The 17213-nt window shown below is 59.4% G+C and carries 23 protein-coding genes and 1 tRNA gene; 13 read left to right on the top strand and 11 right to left on the bottom strand.

What is annotated here, in order from left to right; translation table 11 throughout:
* Positions 1 to 156: 156 nt before the first annotated feature.
* Positions 157 to 402 (bottom strand): hypothetical protein, encoded by a 246-nt coding sequence (locus BPNPMPFG_RS25440; RefSeq protein ID WP_258591366.1) that lies wholly within the window; start codon positions 400 to 402, stop codon positions 157 to 159.
* A 124-nt stretch (positions 403 to 526) separates the two neighbouring features.
* Here BPNPMPFG_RS25440 and BPNPMPFG_RS25435 point away from each other — a divergent pair, with 124 nt between their 5' ends.
* From BPNPMPFG_RS25435 to BPNPMPFG_RS25425, 3 genes are all read left to right on the top strand, one after another.
* Positions 527 to 1006 carry a DNA-packaging protein gene (locus tag BPNPMPFG_RS25435; protein ID WP_258591365.1) on the top strand — a complete coding sequence of 160 codons (480 nt, stop codon included), beginning with the start codon at positions 527 to 529 and terminating at the stop codon, positions 1004 to 1006.
* 47 nt (positions 1007 to 1053) lie between these two features.
* Positions 1054 to 1710: a hypothetical protein gene (locus tag BPNPMPFG_RS25430; protein WP_258591364.1), complete on the top strand. Its 657-nt coding sequence runs from the start codon at positions 1054 to 1056 to the stop codon at positions 1708 to 1710.
* 257 nt (positions 1711 to 1967) lie between these two features.
* Positions 1968 to 2330 (top strand): hypothetical protein, encoded by a 363-nt coding sequence (locus BPNPMPFG_RS25425; RefSeq protein WP_258591363.1) that lies wholly within the window; start codon positions 1968 to 1970, stop codon positions 2328 to 2330.
* 70 nt (positions 2331 to 2400) lie between these two features.
* Here the strand turns inward: BPNPMPFG_RS25425 and BPNPMPFG_RS25420 are convergent, their stop codons facing one another.
* The 3 genes from BPNPMPFG_RS25420 to BPNPMPFG_RS25410 all read right to left on the bottom strand — a co-directional run bounded on the left by BPNPMPFG_RS25420 (position 2401) and on the right by BPNPMPFG_RS25410 (position 4101).
* A complete protein-coding gene (locus tag BPNPMPFG_RS25420) occupies positions 2401 to 2910 on the bottom strand; it encodes a hypothetical protein (protein WP_258591362.1) in 510 nt (169 codons plus the stop codon).
* A 211-nt stretch (positions 2911 to 3121) separates the two neighbouring features.
* Positions 3122 to 3337 carry a hypothetical protein gene (locus BPNPMPFG_RS25415; protein ID WP_258591361.1) on the bottom strand — a complete coding sequence of 72 codons (216 nt, stop codon included), beginning with the start codon at positions 3335 to 3337 and terminating at the stop codon, positions 3122 to 3124.
* Positions 3334 to 4101 (bottom strand): hypothetical protein, encoded by a 768-nt coding sequence (locus BPNPMPFG_RS25410; RefSeq protein ID WP_258591360.1) that lies wholly within the window; start codon positions 4099 to 4101, stop codon positions 3334 to 3336. Before BPNPMPFG_RS25410 ends, BPNPMPFG_RS25415 begins: the two co-directional genes overlap by 4 nt.
* Before the next feature lie 123 nt (positions 4102 to 4224).
* On the opposite strand from BPNPMPFG_RS25410, the gene BPNPMPFG_RS25405 reads away from it, so the two are divergent.
* Positions 4225 to 4464, top strand: a complete 240-nt coding sequence (locus BPNPMPFG_RS25405; protein WP_258591359.1) for a helix-turn-helix domain-containing protein — start codon at positions 4225 to 4227, stop codon at positions 4462 to 4464.
* 56 nt (positions 4465 to 4520) lie between these two features.
* On the opposite strand, the gene BPNPMPFG_RS25400 is transcribed toward BPNPMPFG_RS25405, so the two are convergent.
* Positions 4521 to 4709 carry a hypothetical protein gene (locus BPNPMPFG_RS25400; protein WP_258591358.1) on the bottom strand — a complete coding sequence of 63 codons (189 nt, stop codon included), beginning with the start codon at positions 4707 to 4709 and terminating at the stop codon, positions 4521 to 4523.
* Entirely contained in the window at positions 4706 to 5263 is a 558-nt protein-coding gene (locus BPNPMPFG_RS25395; protein WP_258591357.1) for a hypothetical protein, read from the bottom strand. The genes BPNPMPFG_RS25400 and BPNPMPFG_RS25395 overlap by 4 nt, the downstream gene beginning before the upstream one ends.
* A gap of 310 nt (positions 5264 to 5573) precedes the next feature.
* Here BPNPMPFG_RS25395 and BPNPMPFG_RS25390 point away from each other — a divergent pair, with 310 nt between their 5' ends.
* The 4 genes from BPNPMPFG_RS25390 to BPNPMPFG_RS25375 all read left to right on the top strand — a co-directional run bounded on the left by BPNPMPFG_RS25390 (position 5574) and on the right by BPNPMPFG_RS25375 (position 7780).
* Entirely contained in the window at positions 5574 to 5948 is a 375-nt protein-coding gene (locus BPNPMPFG_RS25390; RefSeq protein ID WP_258591356.1) for a Rap1a/Tai family immunity protein, read from the top strand.
* Between the two features lie 201 nt (positions 5949 to 6149).
* Complete coding sequence (locus BPNPMPFG_RS25385; protein ID WP_258591355.1) at positions 6150 to 6446, top strand: hypothetical protein; 297 nt, start codon at positions 6150 to 6152, stop codon at positions 6444 to 6446.
* Positions 6447 to 7292: 846 nt separating this feature from the next.
* On the top strand, positions 7293 to 7514 hold the full coding sequence (locus BPNPMPFG_RS25380; RefSeq protein ID WP_258591354.1) for an SOS response-associated peptidase family protein: 222 nt from the start codon (positions 7293 to 7295) through the stop codon (positions 7512 to 7514).
* Positions 7511 to 7780: a hypothetical protein gene (locus BPNPMPFG_RS25375; protein WP_258591353.1), complete on the top strand. Its 270-nt coding sequence runs from the start codon at positions 7511 to 7513 to the stop codon at positions 7778 to 7780. The genes BPNPMPFG_RS25380 and BPNPMPFG_RS25375 overlap by 4 nt, the downstream gene beginning before the upstream one ends.
* A gap of 452 nt (positions 7781 to 8232) precedes the next feature.
* Here BPNPMPFG_RS25375 and BPNPMPFG_RS25370 read toward each other — a convergent pair whose 3' ends face one another.
* Positions 8233 to 8637 carry a hypothetical protein gene (locus tag BPNPMPFG_RS25370; RefSeq protein ID WP_258591352.1) on the bottom strand — a complete coding sequence of 135 codons (405 nt, stop codon included), beginning with the start codon at positions 8635 to 8637 and terminating at the stop codon, positions 8233 to 8235.
* A 37-nt stretch (positions 8638 to 8674) separates the two neighbouring features.
* The gene (locus tag BPNPMPFG_RS25365; protein WP_258591351.1) at positions 8675 to 9394 is read right to left on the bottom strand and encodes a Crp/Fnr family transcriptional regulator; all 720 of its coding nucleotides are present in this window, start codon (positions 9392 to 9394) and stop codon (positions 8675 to 8677) included.
* A gap of 226 nt (positions 9395 to 9620) precedes the next feature.
* Here BPNPMPFG_RS25365 and BPNPMPFG_RS25360 point away from each other — a divergent pair, with 226 nt between their 5' ends.
* Positions 9621 to 9857, top strand: coding sequence for a DUF6894 family protein (locus BPNPMPFG_RS25360; RefSeq protein WP_258591350.1), 237 nt, complete (start codon positions 9621 to 9623; stop codon positions 9855 to 9857).
* On the opposite strand, the gene BPNPMPFG_RS25355 is transcribed toward BPNPMPFG_RS25360, so the two are convergent.
* A complete protein-coding gene (locus BPNPMPFG_RS25355; RefSeq protein ID WP_258596921.1) occupies positions 9784 to 10251 on the bottom strand; it encodes an ATP-dependent DNA ligase in 468 nt (155 codons plus the stop codon). The two genes, BPNPMPFG_RS25360 and BPNPMPFG_RS25355, sit on opposite strands and share 74 nt — an antisense overlap.
* Before the next feature lie 1002 nt (positions 10252 to 11253).
* Here BPNPMPFG_RS25355 and BPNPMPFG_RS25350 point away from each other — a divergent pair.
* On the top strand, positions 11254 to 11901 hold the full coding sequence (locus tag BPNPMPFG_RS25350) for an Abi family protein (protein WP_258591349.1): 648 nt from the start codon (positions 11254 to 11256) through the stop codon (positions 11899 to 11901).
* Between the two features lie 193 nt (positions 11902 to 12094).
* Here BPNPMPFG_RS25350 and BPNPMPFG_RS25345 read toward each other — a convergent pair.
* Positions 12095 to 12170 (bottom strand) — tRNA-Ala (locus BPNPMPFG_RS25345).
* Between the two features lie 173 nt (positions 12171 to 12343).
* Positions 12344 to 12733 carry a TIGR02300 family protein gene (locus BPNPMPFG_RS25340; protein ID WP_224663773.1) on the bottom strand — a complete coding sequence of 130 codons (390 nt, stop codon included), beginning with the start codon at positions 12731 to 12733 and terminating at the stop codon, positions 12344 to 12346.
* Positions 12734 to 12940: 207 nt separating this feature from the next.
* Here BPNPMPFG_RS25340 and aroA point away from each other — a divergent pair, with 207 nt between their 5' ends.
* From aroA to rpsA, 3 genes are all read left to right on the top strand, one after another.
* Entirely contained in the window at positions 12941 to 14299 is a 1359-nt protein-coding gene (gene aroA / locus BPNPMPFG_RS25335; RefSeq protein WP_258591348.1) for a 3-phosphoshikimate 1-carboxyvinyltransferase, read from the top strand.
* 277 nt (positions 14300 to 14576) lie between these two features.
* On the top strand, positions 14577 to 15227 hold the full coding sequence (gene cmk, locus BPNPMPFG_RS25330) for a (d)CMP kinase (protein WP_258591347.1): 651 nt from the start codon (positions 14577 to 14579) through the stop codon (positions 15225 to 15227).
* A 208-nt stretch (positions 15228 to 15435) separates the two neighbouring features.
* On the top strand, positions 15436 to 17133 hold the full coding sequence (rpsA, locus tag BPNPMPFG_RS25325; RefSeq protein WP_258591346.1) for a 30S ribosomal protein S1: 1698 nt from the start codon (positions 15436 to 15438) through the stop codon (positions 17131 to 17133).
* Positions 17134 to 17213 lie beyond the last annotated feature (80 nt).

Genomic DNA, 17213 nt, shown 5'->3' with positions numbered 1-17213 from the left:
TCCAGTTGGTAATTGGCCGAAGGACGACCCCAACTACCCACATCATCGGCAGGAACACGGCAAGGCAGAACGCGTAGTAGAGCCATCTCGGGATCATGGCTGGGAAATATAGGAGAGATCCAATGAAAGCGGAAGATCACATCTCAGCGGAAGAGTTCAATCGACGGGTTTGGGCTCTGATCCAGGGTAGGGAAATTGGGTCCTCTCAAAGACCTGTATCATTATCTCGACGTATCGACCGTAGTGGCTTGCCTTCTGTTCAGGAGGCATTCCGGCCATCAGATCAAGCAATTGATCAATGAATCGCTCTCGGTTCAATATGCCTAGGTTTATCAGAGCCACTGCGAGCGCATTTTGAGCGAAGAAAGCACAAAGCACTTCATTGTCTTTCCAATCGTCCATGGTCCCCTCCTGAAAGTGAGGATCATGCCGTTTCACCAGGAGACACGCAATTGACGGTCGATCCGATCAAGCAACATCTCAAAAGGCGTCAAGAGCGTTATGAACTTCGCGAGAGGGGCTGGTAATGGCCGCTCCACTCGGTAACGAATTCTGGAAAGCGCGCAGCTCTCATGGTCGAGGCCCGATCTTCGCCTCTCCAGGTGACTTGTGGGAGGCGGCGGCAGAGTATTTCGATTGGGTCGAAGCCAATCCGCTATGGGAAGCCAAGCCGTTTGCATTCCGGGGCGCGGTGACTGTCACTGACCTGCCCAAGATGCGGGCCATGACCATTTCCGGTCTGTGCATCTTCCTCGATATCACGCTCCAGACGTGGACGGACTATCGGTCCCGAGAAGATTTTTCTGACATCACATCGCGCGTGGATGAGATCATCCGAACTCAGAAGTTCGAAGGCGCCGCTGCTGATCTGCTGAATCCGAATATAATCGCGCGTGAACTTGGCCTGGCTGAGAAGCAGGACCACAGGCATGGCCTTTCTGACGGTGTTGCCGAACTGCTCGCAGCCGTGGACGGAGCCACAAGGGGCCTCCCGAGTGGAAAGTGAAAAAGTCTCACATTCAATCTGATCGCGCTCTTCACGGAGATACGTCTTTGAACACCGTCGTTCCGCTCAAGAAACAACTAGACGCCTCGCCCCAGAATGGCGCCGATAAGTCAGTTCCGGCCATCTCGCCCGAGAAGACTGAGCGCGAAAAGGGAACACTGGCCAAGCACTATTCTCGTCGCAGAAAGGCGCCCGTCGTACCTCGGATCAAGGTTTCCGGCATCAAGATAACAAACGACCATACTGACCCAGATGTGGGCTGCGCCCTGCTGAAGGAGGCAATGGGCACCACAAGCGACGATTTCGCAAAAGGCATGATCGGGCAACTGGTCAACATCGGCAGCCAAGGCCAGGTACCGGACGAACCCGGCACCAACTTCGCCCTTGCAATCGTTGGTGGCATTGCACCGCAGGACCAAGTAGAGGCGATGCTGGCCGCCCAGATGGCAGCGGTGCATATGGCGACAATGACCTTCGCCAGGCGGCTCGCGAACGTCGACACCATTCCGCAACAGGACAGCGCAGAGAAGACGTTCAATAAGCTCGCACGCACCTTTGCGGCCCAGGTAGAGGCATTGAAGCGCTATCGCAGCAAGGGCGAGCAGCGGGTGATTGTGGAGCGTGTCACCGTCGAGAAAGGTGGGCAGGCCATCGTTGGCAACGTTGCTCATGGGGGTGGGGTGGCTCAAGAAGATGACCGGTAACCGCATGCAAAGCGCCCACGCTGCCCCCAGGTGTCACGCAAAAAGCAAGCGCAGCGGCGTGAAGTGTCAGGCTCCTGCTGTTCGGGGAAAACAGGTCTGCCGTATGCATGGAGCGCGAGCTGGAGCACCCAAGGGGTCCGCTCATGGCCAATACAAGCACGGTCGTTACACGTGCGAGGCAGTGGCCGCTCGACGCGCCTGTGCCGCGCTCGTGGCGTGTGCAAACGAAACGATCCGTAACATTACCGGAGGCGCTTATGAATGACGAGCTTCAGCGACCGACTGCCAGTGGAGATCTTCGACGGGCAGCCAATGTAGCGCAGGAGATGGCTTCGGCGGTTCGCCTAAATTCCCTGGGTGCGCCAACGCAGGGCGATCACATGCTGAAATTGCTGGTTAGCCTGATTGGTTCACGATCTGAAACCCCAGCCGACGCACTGGCTTTCGCGGCCACGGCCCGCACCTTGCTACCGTTGGCATTCGCATCTGTGAATGATGCCGGCGAGCGCATGGCAACGGAGTGTGTCCGACACCTAATTGATCGCACTATTGAGACCTTGGAGGGTATTTCCGGCATGCGGGCTGAAACATTCACTGGCGCGGGCCCGGCGGTGAATTGAGGCTTTCGGTCGCGCCAATACACCCCGTTAGCCGTGTTTGGCTGGCTACTGGCAGAGGTCGAGCTCGGGTCTAGGGCTTGAAACCATCTGCTGGCGCGTGAAATCCAATTTCGTAGAGGTAATATTCGAGCTCAGACGAGCTAACCGACATCCCCGTGCCGATATAGGTTTCTGAGTAAATCCCGTCTTCCATTTTCCAGACATCAAGGCCGTTCGGAACAGCCTTCTCGCATCGCCAGTTGGTCGTATCCAGAACCTTACACCCATCCAGAAAAAAGGCGCCGTTGTTCCCCACGTAGGGGCCTGTCAACGTCCGCCATTCCCGACGGACGACATTTCCGGCCGGATTGACCGTGAATTTGTCGACAGAATATTCGGTGTTGTCGCCGCAGATCGCTGTTTGTGAGGATGGCAGCAGACATTCGGCAACGATGCGCGAGGCCGAATTGCCGTCGCCGGCATCACATGCGGAGAGGGATAGCAAAACCAGCAAAACGAGGCTTCGCCTCATGTTTTGAATCGCAAGGGCGGGATCGCAGGACAAAAGTAGTGCAAGCGGCAGAAATAAATAACGCGGCATTGTCCCCTCCCCAAAATAGGGATCATGCCGTCACTCTTTGGAAGAGTCGAGAATGCGAGGCTTTTTGGACACCGTATCCCAAAAAGGAAGCGAAGTAGCGGGCTTTAAACTCTCAAGTTAAGGCTCTGCGTACATTGAACCCTGAAGCCCATGAAATGGAAAAGCCCGCTACCGTGAGGCAGCGGGCTTCAAGTGTCCGAAGGGCAATTGATCAGGCGGCGGCTCGGCGCTCGCTCATTACCTTGTGGTGGCAGGCCGACGCGGTGGCGGTCAATTGCTCAGCCAGATCGCGGGCAATCCACAAAAGCCGCTGGATGTTAGCGTCCGTATCGCTCTCCACCACGACATCAAAAATGACGCTCATGAGCGTCGACAGATTGAGGATGTCGCCTTCGAGGTCGTTGAGGTTGTCGGAAGGGCCGCTCATGCTGCACCGCCTTCCGAGGCCTTAACCGCGCTTTCCAAGGCCTCGACCGGAAGGAACGACCAGAGCAGCGCATCAATGTCTTCGGACTGGAGGTCGCCGTATTTGCCAGTGCAGAATTCCAGCAAGAATTCTGCCTTGATCCGATGTTCTTCCATGATGGTGCACCGGTAGGCGCAGACGGCGTTGATCGAACTGCGCTCGGCGTCGGAAGCCGCGTCGCGCTCTTGAAGAGCCTGCTCAAGGCCGACAGCACTACGCCTTGCGCGCTCTTCCTCGATGAGGCGCTTCAAGGTTCGCAGGTCGGACTGTTCCGCCTTGCGAAGCGCCGCGGTCGATTGTTTCGCCAGATCAGGGGCGACCTTATGCAGCGCGGCCAGCTTCTGCCCCTGCTCGCGGTAGCGGCGCTTGATTTCGTCGCGCAGATCGTCTTCCACGCGCTCCAGTTCGGAATAGCGGAGGCTGCGCGATTGCCCGCCCCCGATCGACAGCGGAACATACATCTCGGCTGTCTTCGGCAGGTATTCCTCTTCCAAGGGTGTGGCGCGGTCGATCGCCACGATGAAGCGGGTGTAGGCAGCATGCTTGGCCTCGATCAGCGCCAGCAACTCGGCCGGTACTCCGGCGGGTTCGGCGGACACTGCCTTGGCAGGCGTAGAGAGGACGGTGATAGCGGAAACGATGCCGGCGCTGGTCACGGCCAGAGCAGTACGGCGATTGAGATTGGGCATACCTTCGGCGGCTGCCAGAACGGGGGCGTTCGACATTGCAAAATCTCCGGTTTTTGTGTTTCACACACGGTAAGCTGTGTATCATTAACCTAATCTAGAAATGTATGTTGTCAACTTATTTCTGTGTATGGTACACATTTTTGAAAATTGGGGACATCAATGCTTACCACCGGAAATCAGCTCAAAGCGGCTCGTGCACTTATCGGCATGGAGCAACAGGACGCCGCCTCTTCAGCCGGCGTACACGTCAACACGATAAGGAGCATGGAAGCGGCGGGGCCGTCCCCAATTACCGGACGTGCGCAGAACGTTCAGGCAGTACAGCGGGCGCTTGAAGCGGCCGGCATCGAGTTCCTGAACCATGGAAGCCCAGGCGTCAGGTTGAAGGCCAAGCTGTAGGCACAAAAAAGCCGGCTGGAGGTTTCAAACCCCGGCCGACCTTCGCCAGTTCAATGTCAGTGACGAGAAAGCCGCCTCCGTTTGGATATCTCCGTTATGACAAAGCTGATGATGTCGACGGCCTCGCGGTCGTGCCGCTCCTCCACGGTCTCGGGCTCAAGATCGGCGTCACCATCCATCTCGTCCAGCATGCCGATCATGTGCTCAATAGTCGCCTCGACACGGCGTCGGAAGAACTTGCTCATTCCTCCATCCATTCGATCAGGAGACGACCGCCCAGGGCACTAACCGCCTGCTGAATGTGCGCGGCTGGTATGGGCTTACCTCTTCCTTTGTAACAATTTCGGAAGACTTTCTTTCCGCCCAGCGACCTGTCTAGGTCGGCTGATGTCATCCGCAAATCAAATGCTCTGCGCCGGATGGCGTCGACCAAGTGGTTCCCTGTGGGCAGCGGCGGGCGTTTGGCAAGGTTCAATTTCCTGTAGTTGAGACGGTTGGCGACCTGCTGGACAGTCAGGCCCAGTTCTTGCGCTATGGTTTTGCGGTCGATGCCTTGGGCGGCAAACCGGCGTAGCTTCGAATCTTGGGCGCCGGTCCAGATGTTTTGCACCTTGTCGGGTATGAGGCCGCAACGCTTTGCCATATGACGCATTGCGGTCTCTTTGCGATGAGGGAGAAGCTTTCGCAACAGTTCAACATCGGGCCAGTGCTTGCGGAGCAATTCGCTTTCAACGAAGGTCCAAGTGTCATCCCGGCGCACAATGCGAGCGCGACGGAAAGTAGGGAAATTACCGTGCATCGTTATCTCCGGTTCCATTCACCCACCGCTTCGACAAAGTCTGATGCAGATCTACAGCGAGGGCAGCGCCTTTTTTCGGCACTCTCCGACTTCCACAGGCTGGGAAAAGTCGACGGGAATTGAGTGGTGGCAACAAAAGGTGATTTGAGTTTCAGATGACGCGCCTTTCCATCGCCGAAGAGCTTGAGAGCGCCGCAGATCGCAGCGATGATAAAGTCTCGGGCGGATCTCATGCACGCTTTTGGAAACTGCTCGTGTTGTTGCTCTGATCGGGCGATGTTAGCCTAGGTATCAATTCGGGGTGGGCAACATGAAACGGAGCTTGATCGGCCTAATCGCACTTATGATGTCACCCTTGTTCGCACCTCAGGCGAATGCCGAGCGTACTTCCAATGTCCAAACCCTTTTGGCGGCTTGCACGGAAGACAGTAGAAGCTTTGATTTTACCTATTGTCTCGGATATGTCGGTGGCACGGCCGACACGATGGCAGTCAACGGATGGGCGGCGAAGAAAGCCGGCACCCCGGCGACATTGGGCATGACTTGTATCAGCAGCCCGGCCCCTACTTATGGCGCCTACGTACAGGCATTTGTGAATTGGGCGCAGGCTCACCCGAAGAATTGGCAGGAATCGCTAGGCTATGGGGTGATGGAAGCGTTAAGTCAGACTTGGCCTTGCCAATAGATCGATCTACCCGCCCGACCTCCGACTTGCGCCGACATGATGCAACGGAAAGACTCAGATATATCTGAGGCGCGGCGGACCTAATGGGACGTCTGGCCGGCGCATCCGGCCGAAGCGATCCCTTGCCAACCGCCTTGCATTCAACCACGCACCGCGCGATGGTGACGACCTGCAGACAAAGGGAGTGGCAAACAAGTCGCAATGAGCCGCCAATCATTTGTCGAAGAGCTTGAAGGTGCCGCCGATCGCAACGCGGAGATCTCGCCCGCGAAACTCAAGGTCCTACTGCGCCGGGCGGCGCTGATGCTCCGGAATGCCGGCGATGGTGGCGTGGACCTGGAGCCGAAAATCGAGGAAACCCTAGATGGGCTAGCCGCAGAGATGTGCGTTTTGAAGGCGGAATTGATCCGAACAATCGTAACCGAATGGCTGATCGCCAACGCTTATTTGCCTGTCTTTACGATCGACGAAGGCTCTACAACCGACGGAAATGGATAGGATCTAGCTGCGGCCAGCGCTTTTTCCTTAGCGGCCTTGTAGTCGCTCTCCCATGGCAAGTTGTCAAAGTTTGGCTGATAGCCACCTTCGCGATAATGATGCTCTGCGACGTAGGTGCCTTTCGCCCCTTCCAGCACACAGGCCCACGGCGGATTTCCCGGGCATCGGTAAAGGCCCACTGCTGCCATCAGTCTTCTCTCCGTGAAACGCACCTATCTCACTCTGAGACATGGTCCCACGAACGCTTGCTAGCGTCGCCCTTCATTGTGATGACGCTGGTTGGGGCTATGGGTCGTTACTGGCTTATCGGTCATTCGCATGATGCTAGTTCCGTTAGCTTGAGCGTATGTTTGGTCAGCCAGCACGGCGTCCTCTTCAACTCGCTGGTCAATGGCCCGGCAACCCAGTGACTCTACCCCGCTATGGGGTTGCCGGGCCGCCGGAGGGCCGCAACAGCGACACACCCCCTTTTCGCGACGTATGTCGTCGCGGGCTTGTCGGTCATCGCTTCCGCTCTGGTCGAGTTGAAAAAGCCCGTGCCCTCGGCCAGAAGGGCGCGGGCCGATCAGGGCTTATTGGCCCGATCTTCGGCAGCGTGATGGAGGCACTCCTGCCGCAAGCGAGAAACTGTTAGTGATGGCTAATGTTCCATCAAGCCGATGTTTTGTCACTCGTCTTTCCAGATCACGCGTTTCTCCCACCTGATCTCGACCAGTCGCCGGAACCGGATGGTCTCAAGCTCCTGCCCGACCGGGTGAAATAGCTCGGCGTCCATATATTCCTTCTTACAACTCCAATCTCGACATCACCAGCTGCACTATCATCACGGAGCCAGCCGGCGAACCTATGAAGAACCTGCACGACCGGCAGCCCGTCATTCTCGACCAGGCCTATTATGATGCCTGGCTGGACCCGGCGACGCCGAAGGACAGCCTGAAAGACATCCTCAGCCACGATATCGACGGCCAGCTGCAGTTCAACCGCGTCGGCCGCGACGTCAACAAGACAGTCGTCAACAAGCTACCGAACGACCATCCTGCCCTAGTCGGCCCGATCAACCCGCTATGAGCCTCAAGGAACGCATAAGCCCGAAAGCGGAGTTCGCGGCGGCAGATGTCATTCGTTCCATGGTGCTGGCGCCGATGGATGGGACCCCGATTACCGCTCGCGACCGGGAAGGCAATGTCGCCCATATTCGTTGGCGCGCCGACCAAGACTTGGAACCGGGCGAGCGGCCGCACTGGGCGCGTTGGGATACTGACGTCGAATTTCATGCCGTGGTCTGGACGCCAACGGCATGGACTATCACCGACATCCTAGAGGTCTACGGATGAGCGACGAACCTGCCAGACTTGCCGAAGGCATGACGGCCGCGCCACGCGAGCGTGCGCGGATCGAAAACCACGTCTGCGAGCATGAGGGGTTGCAGCAAAGGTGCGCAAGGGGGCGCGACCGTTGCAGATCGATAATCGGCCGCCGACGAGATTTCAATGGCCGGCGGCTGGATCAGTCGACTTCAATTATTTTTCGCACCGGCTTCTTTACCCTTTGCACCGAGCATTTCTTGACGGGAGCGGGCCTAGGAGCTGCCGCTTCAAGCGCTAGGCGCTGCTTTCGCAGTCGCTCCGATTTCGCTTCGCGCTCTTTACGCTCGGCATCGACCGCAATTCGATACTCGCGGTCTGCACGCTCCCATCTTTCTTTGTCCATGTGCCGTTGAGTCAAATGGGCCTCCCCTTGCTGGTCGACCCATGAAATTCCGACCGGGGAAAATGGTTCCGCAGGCCTAAGTTTCGGCTTCGTTCACCCCGGCTTCGTCGACTTCTGCTTCCATCTGGTCGCCGATCGGCTTGATCCTATTGGTCACGGCCAGGGGGACGCCGTCGAAGCCTTGGACCCATGCGTCGGCGTATTCCTGCCAATACTCGGGAACGACCCGCCCCTTGCCGTGGCCATTGTCGTCTTCCTCCCGAAAATCTTGAAGCGAAGCGTGCCGCAAATTCTCTTCGCCGCGCAAGTGCTTCACGCGACCGATCAGGCCCGGCTTGACCCACTGCGCCGCCGGCCGCTTCATGCCCTCGGGTGGCGGCCCGGCGTGTTCCTGCACGCGCTTCCATAGCCGCTCGCGGATTGGCCGGCTGGAGTTGATGAAGGCCGAGCCGACATAGCGCCCGGTCGCGCGGTCGGCCATCAGCGCGAACGCCGGCTTGCCAGCCTCACGCTCGACGCTAGCGCGGCTCCCGCATCATGCTGAGGTAGGTCGGGTCGAACTCGGCGATTTCCTGTAGCCGGTGCCAGTCCAAAATGGTCACCGTATGGTTTGCCCAACTGACGACACCGACCTTGCGCAAGGCGCCGATGACGCGGTTCATATGCACCACCGATAGGCCGAGCACGTCAGCCATTTCAGCCTGCGAGAGTGGCAGATGGAAGCTCATGCCATTGGTGCGCTGGACGACCTGCAGCCGCACAAAAAGCTCGCAGACGAGATGGGCCAGATGCGACGTCTTGGAGCGCCGGCCCATGGCGACGATCCATTCGCGGTGGATGGCACCGTCGACCAGCGTGTCCAGCCACAGCAGCCGGGTCAGATGCGGCGCCTGCTCGGTGATGGTCCGAAGCCGGCCATGATCGGCGAACATGACATGACAGGGCGAAAGGGCGACGATGCCGTGATCCATCGTCTTCAACAGGAAGGCATGGAGATCGACAAAGTCGCCAGGTACCTGCAATGAGGTGAACTGTCGCCCGCCATTCTCCAGCACCTTGTAGCGCGCCGCGAGGCCATCAAGAATCAGCGTCGAGTAGGTCGGCCGCGATCCCGAGGCGACGATGTCCTGGCCGATGGCAAAATGGCGCTCGAACGTCATGGCGCCGGCCAGCAACGCCTTCTCGGCGTCTGAAAGAGCGTCGTGCTGACCAAGGTTCAGATAAAGGGATTCAAGCACCGCTATCTCCAGCGAAGGGGCTCAGAGTTGATCGCCAACTGTTTCTGTCGGATGCAAGGGCGGGCCGCGCGGCAGCACTAAACGTTCGAAATACGCAAGGCATTAACATTTGTTGGAGCGCGTTGTTCCCCGGAAAATGCCACCGCTGGCGGAACAACAACTCAGTCCGGGAATTGTCCGTTGAATCTCTCTCGTCAACAACAACGGTTTTGAGGTTCAGCCCATCATGCCTCGATATTATCTCGACCTGTACAATGGCGACGGTCTCACGGTCGACGATGACGGCCAGGTTTTCGAAACACGCGAACGCTTACGGCGAGAGGCGATACGCATCCTGCCCGACATTGTCCGCGACGAGATGATCGAGAACGACCGCACCGCCATTACCGTCAAGGTGCGGGACGAGACCGGGCGCCATATCTTCGAGGCATCGCTGGTGGTCTCTTCTGGGTGGTGTGATTGAGTTCAGCGCTCGCTAAATCGTTCCCCGCATTTAACTTTGACCTATGATGGACCTCCCTGGCCTTTGTATGTGGAATCTCGTTGAGGTGGAGTAGATCGATGGCAACGAAATAGAGGTCTTGCTGCCGGCGCGTGATCGCCTTGCGCAGTTCGCCGAAGTCGGACAGGCCGGCGGCGTTCAGGACGACGATCTCGCCGTCGACGATGGCGCTTTCGGCGCCCAGACTTGGCGCCTCTTTCACCAGGTCGCGATATTTGGCAGACCAGTCAATGCCGTTGCGCGTGTGGATCCGGGTACCGTCCTCGTCGATGATGATCTGTGAGCGGTAGCCATCGAATTTGACTTCGTGAATCCAGTCGTCGCCTTCGGGAGGCTGCTCGACAAGGGTCGGCATCAAGGGCGGGATGAACTTCAAACGCATGCACTGACTCGCAAAGACCGCGATTCAATTAGCTTGCGCTGAATTGGTTCCAAAATGCAAAAAGCCCGCCGGCCGGAGCCAACGGGCGCAAAATCCCTATTTCAGCGGAACCTAATTTAGATGGCGAGATTAGCTGCATTGGCCATGCCGTTTGTTGAGTGCTGACCGGAGAAAGATGCAGGATGCCCCTAACTGACGAACTGCGCGATGTGCCGCTCGACTTTCGATGCCCCGACTGTTCACATCCAATGGTGAAGACGGGCTCTTGGCTTAGAACGATCGCGAGCTTCAGATGCGACGGCTGCATGGCTATTGTGCGGATCGGCTACGAAGAGAAGCTGACGATTTTCGCGCGTTACCTTAGAAAACGGTAAGCGCCAACACTTACGGATTTTCATCGCTTCGTCTTACCTGAAGGGGATGGCCCGCGCCTCGCCGGGACCCTTGCTATTTTCGGGCGTTGCCATTGGGGGGCTGAACGATCTTACCTCGGCGCGGGTACCCGTTAGGTGGCCCTGGAGGGACCGCACCTGTGCTTGTCCTGGAATCTGTGGGAGGCAGAGTTGCCGAGGGTCCGGCGCCCAGAACGTATAGCCATTCACTCTTCGGTTGGTTCGTCGCGTTGCCATAGTAGATGATTGACGGCCATTTCTTGTCGACCCTTTGTTGGTCTGCCAAGCTATGGGTTGCCGAAAGAGCCAATGCAATTGCCGCGAAGACGAACTTCATTGAACCACCCAAATCGCAAACCTGATACATGGGCGTCGAAATATGAGATTGTCGTTAAGCGTACTCCGCAAATTGTAATTTCTGGGCTGCGGATCGGGGCAGAGGGGGCGCTGCTAGGAACCCCAACGCCCCCCGCCCCCTATGTCGCCGGCTACTATCCAATTTTGGCGAAGCATCAGAGGCTTTCCCAACCTAAGGTTCCATGGGCATGTGGAACTCGGGCTTTAAACGGGGGTGGCCTTCGACATGACACGCAAGCCTAGCGCGACCGGCTTCAATAAGCTGTTGGCCACCGACGTTACCCTGCTCTCGCGAGATAGGCTGCTTGGGCTGCTGGAACTCGATACCGACACCGGTCCGATCAGCCTCGTTATGAACAAGCTGATCGCCGAGCGTCTGATGGAGACGTTGATAGATTTTCTGCAGGCCGGTGAAGGTGACGACGCGCCCAGTTTTGCGGTAGAACTCCTAGAGTTTGGCCCTCTATCTCATTTCCTATCTGGCATGAAATATCCCGATCTGATGGCCATTTCGGCCAGTTATGGCGGCCTACGGCCCCATCTGATAAAGTCCTGGGTCCGGGCATTGTGTGGAATTCGGAATGTTTGCGCGCATCATTCGAGGTTTTGGAACCGGCCTTTGGTCGACCAGCCAAGCCTTCCAAGAGCCCAAGAGGTTCCACACCTTGATCACCTGTTGGGAGATCCGGACTCGAACAAGCGTCTCTACGCGGCCTTGGCGATCATGCAGACGCTGCTAAAAACGGTTAATCCGAGAACCAAGTGGGCTGACAGATTGAAGGCGCACGTGGCCACATTTCCTCAAAGCCCGCATATCACAATAGCTTCCGCCGGATTCCCGCCAAATTGGCAAGCTTTGCCTCTCTGGAACTAACTCCTACCCGTTGCTATGCGGACTCGGGTACCTCACTCGGCCATCCCCGGCAGATCCCGGCTATTCCCACCTCGTCGCATCGGAAAGCACGCCGAATTTCTTTTCGGGGGTGCCCGGGGGGTGCCCAGCGCCACAGCAGACTCTCGGCCCAGGATGGGCCTGCGTTCAACACATTGATTTCTTTGAAGAAACTTGGTGGAGCCAATCGGGATCGAACCGACGACCTCTTGAATGCCATTCAAGCGCTCTCCCAACTGAGCTATGGCCCCACTTCCGGCAGTCAACCGGCGCCGTTTCCGGCGAAGAGATCCGGCGCGGGTTGGTGACCGCGCCGTTCGTGCTGGCGGCTTCTAACCCCGCCTTTCCCAGATATCAAGCCTTCGAGAGCCGCTTTTTCTCCACAGGCCACGAAAGCCTGCAAACGCCTGGTTCCTAAGGCCGATCAGACCTCGTCGTCGTCGTCGCCAACGCCGATCATGTCGGCGACGTCGTCGTCTTCTTCCTCTTCGTCGGCAAGGAAAGTGTCATCCTCGTCGTCGCCGAGGTCGACATCGTCCTCGTCGTCGCCGAGATCCGGCAGGTCGTCGGCCTTGACGTCTTCGTCGGCCTCTTCGAGCGAGACGACCTCAACGCCCTCTTCCTCCTCGGCGTCCACTTCCTTCTCGGCCACTTCCTCTTCCTCTTCGATGGCGGCAATCTTGCCTTCCTCGAAATAGGAACGCGGGTAGGTCTTGCCGGTGTAGGGCGAGACGATCGGGTCCTTGTTCAGGTCGTAGAATTTTCGGCCCGTCTCCGGGTCGATGCGTTTTGTGCCAAGTTCAGTTTTTGCCACGGCAAGCCTCGTCAATAAAAGAGTGGTCCCCTTAACCACAGTTTGCAGCGCTGTCAAAGCGAAAAGCCGGCGTCACAAAACCATGCATTGAAAGGCCTCGCGTCAAGTGACGACCATGGGGGATGACCATTTCGGCCCACCGTGATAGGAGACCGCCGCACCAAATGAAAAGCGCCGGCCCGCCGGCAATCCGTCCAGGGAAATTCCATGTCTCACGCCGCCGCCCCAAAGTCGGCCACCGCCCGCAAATCACCAGCCCTTGCCGGCACCGCGCGTGTGCCGGGCGACAAGTCGATCTCGCACCGCTCCTTCATGTTCGGCGGCCTGGCCTCGGGCGAGACCCGTATCACCGGCCTGCTGGAAGGCGAGGACGTGATGCGCACGGGTGCCGCCATGAAGGCGATGGGCGCGCATATAGAGAAGCGCGGCGCCGAATGGGTGATCCGCGGCACCGGCAATGGCGCGCTGCTGCAGCCTGAAGGCCCGCTCGATTTCGGCAATGCCGGCACCGGCTCGCGGCTGACCATGGGCCTGGTCGGCACCTATGACATGGAAACGACCTTCATCGGCGACGCCTCTTTGTCCGGCCGGCCGATGGGCCGCGTACTCGAACCCTTGCGCCAGATGGGCGTGCAGGTGTTGAAGGCGACGCCCGGCGACCGCATGCCGATCACGCTGCATGGGCCTAAGCACGCCGCACCCATCACCTACCGCGTGCCGATGGCCTCGGCGCAGGTGAAGTCGGCGGTGCTGCTCGCCGGGCTGAACACGCCCGGCATCACCACCGTGATCGAACCTGTCATGACGCGTGACCATACCGAAAAGATGCTCAAAGGCTTCGGCGCCAACCTGTCGGTCGAGACCGACGAGCGCGGCGTGCGCCACATCTTCATCGAAGGTCAGGGCAAGCTGACCGGCCAGACCATCGCGGTGCCGGGCGACCCCTCCTCGGCCGGCTTCCCGCTGGTGGCCGCGCTGATCGTGCCGGGCTCCGACATCGTCATCGAGAATGTGCTGATGAACCCGACCCGCACCGGACTTCTGCTGACGCTGCAGGAAATGGGCGGCAAGATCGAGATCCTCAACCCGCGCAACGCCGGCGGCGAGGATGTCGCCGATCTGCGCGTGCGCTATTCCGAACTCAGGGGTGTCGCCGTGCCGCCGGAACGGGCGCCGTCGATGATCGACGAATACCCGGTGCTCGCCGTCGCCGCCAGCTTCGCCGAGGGTGAAACGCTGATGCAGGGGCTGGAAGAGCTGCGAGTGAAGGAATCCGACCGGCTGTCGGCCGTCGCCAACGGCCTGAAGCTCAACGGCGTCGACTGCACCGAGGGCGAGGCTTCGCTCGCGGTACGGGGCAAACCGGGCGGCAAGGGCCTAGGCGGCCACCCCAACGGCCAGGACACGACCGTGCAGACCCATCTCGACCACCGCATAGCCATGAGTTTCCTGGTCATGGGGTTGGCGACGGAAAAGCCGGTCACAATCGACGACCAGGCTATGATCGCGACCAGCTTTCCGGAATTCATGGGCCTGATGAAGGGGCTGGGCGCGGAGATCGGGTGACAGTGGCAATCGCGGACCTTGGAGATTGCGGCCCGACTGGAATGTCGGCGGGACAGCGCCCCCCTCTGCCCTTCCGGGCATCTCCCCCACAAGGGGGGAGATCGGATGTCGCGTTTGCTTTCGCCAACTACAAACGTTGCAGGATTGAGGGCAGCGCTGAAGCTGCCAATCTCCCCCGTCGAGGGGGAGATGTCCGGCAGGACAGAGGGGGGCGCGAAGGATCGCTACCCCTGTTTCGACCGCTGCGCTTTTCGATTCCGCTCATGGCGGCCTACCAATGACACAAATCTTCACCATCGCCATCGACGGCCCGGCCGGTGCCGGCAAAGGCACGCTGGCGCGGCGGCTCGCCGACCACTACCGGCTGAACCTGCTTGACACCGGCCTCACCTATCGCGCGGTGGCCTACGCGCTGATCCAGCACGCGCTGCCGCTCGACAATGTCTCGGCCGCCGAAACCGCGGCGCGCCAGGTCGATATGACGAAGCTTGACCGGGCGGTGCTGTCGGCGCATGCGGTCGGCGAGGCGGCCTCGAAAGTCGCGGTGTATCCGACCGTGCGGCGCATCCTGGTCGAAAAGCAGCGCGACTTCGCCAAGGCACCACCCGGCGCCGTGCTCGACGGGCGCGACATCGGCACTGTCGTCTGCCCCGACGCCGACATTAAACTCTATGTGACGGCGAGCGCCGAGGTGCGGGCACGGCGGCGGCTTGCCGAGATCGAGAGTATTGGCGGCACCGCCGATTTCACCGAAATCCTTGCCGACATCGTGCGCCGCGACGAGCGCGACATGGGCCGCGCCGACTCGCCGCTGAAGCCCGCCCCTGACGCGCACTTGCTTGATACCAGCGAAATGGCTATAGAAGCCGCGTTTCTTGCAGCCATGGCGATCATCGACGACGCCTTGGCCAAGAGAGACAAGGCCTGAGCCGGGTTTTTCCCTCGTGTTTCCGTTGTCGGAGGCGAAGAAAATACCCATATCGGGCACGAACCAGCCTGCCAGCATTCTTCATGCGCCGGAATTGCCGCTTAGAGAGCGGCCCAGGGCTTTTGTAGCCCGGAACGCCGGCAGGCCAACGCAACGCTAACCCACGGCGCCCGTCCCGCAACAGATGCGGGGCATTCCAGGAGAAACAATGTCAGCTGCAAATCCCACTCGCGACGATTTCGCGAGCCTGCTTGAAGAATCTTTTACCGCCGGCCATTCCGGCGAAGGCCAGGTCGTCAAGGGCATCATCACCGCCATTGAAAAAGACATGGCGATCATCGATGTCGGCCTGAAGGTCGAAGGCCGCGTGCCGCTGAAGGAATTCGGCGTCAAGGGCAAGGACACCACCCTCAAGGTCGGCGATACGGTCGAAGTCTATGTCGAGCGCATCGAGAACGCGCTTGGCGAAGCGATGCTTTCCCGTGAAAAGGCCCGCCGCGAAGAGAGCTGGGTCCGCCTCGAAGAGAAGTTCACCAAGGGTGAGCGCGTCGAAGGCGTCATCTTCAACCAGGTCAAGGGCGGCTTCACCGTCGACCTCGACGGCGCCGTGGCCTTCCTGCCGCGCAGCCAGGTCGATATCCGCCCGATCCGCGACGTCTCCCCGCTGATGCACAACCCGCAGCCCTTCGAGATCCTCAAGATGGATCGCCGCCGCGGCAACATCGTGGTGTCGCGCCGTACCGTGCTCGAGGAGAGCCGCGCCGAACAGCGTTCGGAAATCGTGCAGAACCTCGAAGAAGGCCAGGTTGTCGAAGGCGTCGTCAAGAACATCACCGACTATGGTGCGTTCGTCGACCTCGGCGGCATCGACGGCCTGCTGCATGTCACCGACATGGCATGGCGCCGCGTCAACCATCCGACCGAAATCCTCAACATCGGTCAGACGGTCAAGGTGCAGATCATCCGCATCAACCAGGAAACCCACCGTATCTCGCTCGGCATGAAGCAGCTCGAGAGCGATCCGTGGTCCGAGATCGGCACCAAGTTCCCGATCGGCAAGAAGATCAAGGGCACCGTCACCAACATCACCGACTACGGCGCGTTCGTCGAGCTGGAGCCGGGCATCGAGGGCCTCATCCACGTTTCGGAAATGTCGTGGACGAAGAAGAACGTGCATCCCGGCAAGATCCTTTCGACGACCCAGGAAGTCGACGTGGTGGTGCTCGAAGTCGATCCGGCCAAGCGCCGCATCTCGCTCGGCCTCAAGCAGACGCTCGAGAACCCGTGGCAGGCTTTCGCCAGCAGCCATCCGGTCGGCAGCCAGGTCGAGGGCGAGGTCAAGAACAAGACCGAGTTCGGCCTGTTCATCGGCCTCGAAGGCGACGTGGACGGCATGGTCCATCTCTCCGACCTCGACTGGACCCGTCCAGGCGAGCAGGTCATCGAAGAGTACAATCGCGGCGACATGGTCAAGGCGCAGGTACTCGACGTCGACATCGACAAGGAGCGCATCTCGCTCGGCATCAAGCAGCTGGCCAAGGATTCGGTCGGCGAAGCAGCGACGAGCGGCGAACTGCGCAAGAACGCGGTCGTCACCTGCGAAGTCATCGGCGTCAAGGATGGCGGTCTGGAAGTGCGGCTGGTCGACAGCGGCATCGAGACCTTCATCAAGCGCTCCGATCTGAGCCGTGACCGCGACGAGCAGCGCCCCGAGCGCTTCACCGTCGGCCAGAAGGTTGATGCCCGCGTCATCGCCTTCGACAAGAAGACCCGCAAGCTGCAGGTCTCGATCAAGGCGCTGGAAATCGCCGAAGAGAAGGAAGCGGTCGCCCAGTACGGCTCGACCGACTCCGGCGCTTCGCTGGGCGATATCCTGGGCGCCGCGCTGAAGAAGCAGGGCAGCTAAGCCTCAGCCGCCTGCCGTGCGCCTTGCGCGCGGCCCGTCATAAAAACCCCGCCGGAGCGATCCGGCGGGGTTTTTCTTTG

This window comes from Mesorhizobium sp. AR07 (assembly GCF_024746815.1).
Taxonomy (GTDB): domain Bacteria; phylum Pseudomonadota; class Alphaproteobacteria; order Rhizobiales; family Rhizobiaceae; genus Mesorhizobium.
Note: the sequence above shows the minus strand (reverse complement) of the source record. Positions and strands in the feature narration are given on the sequence as shown.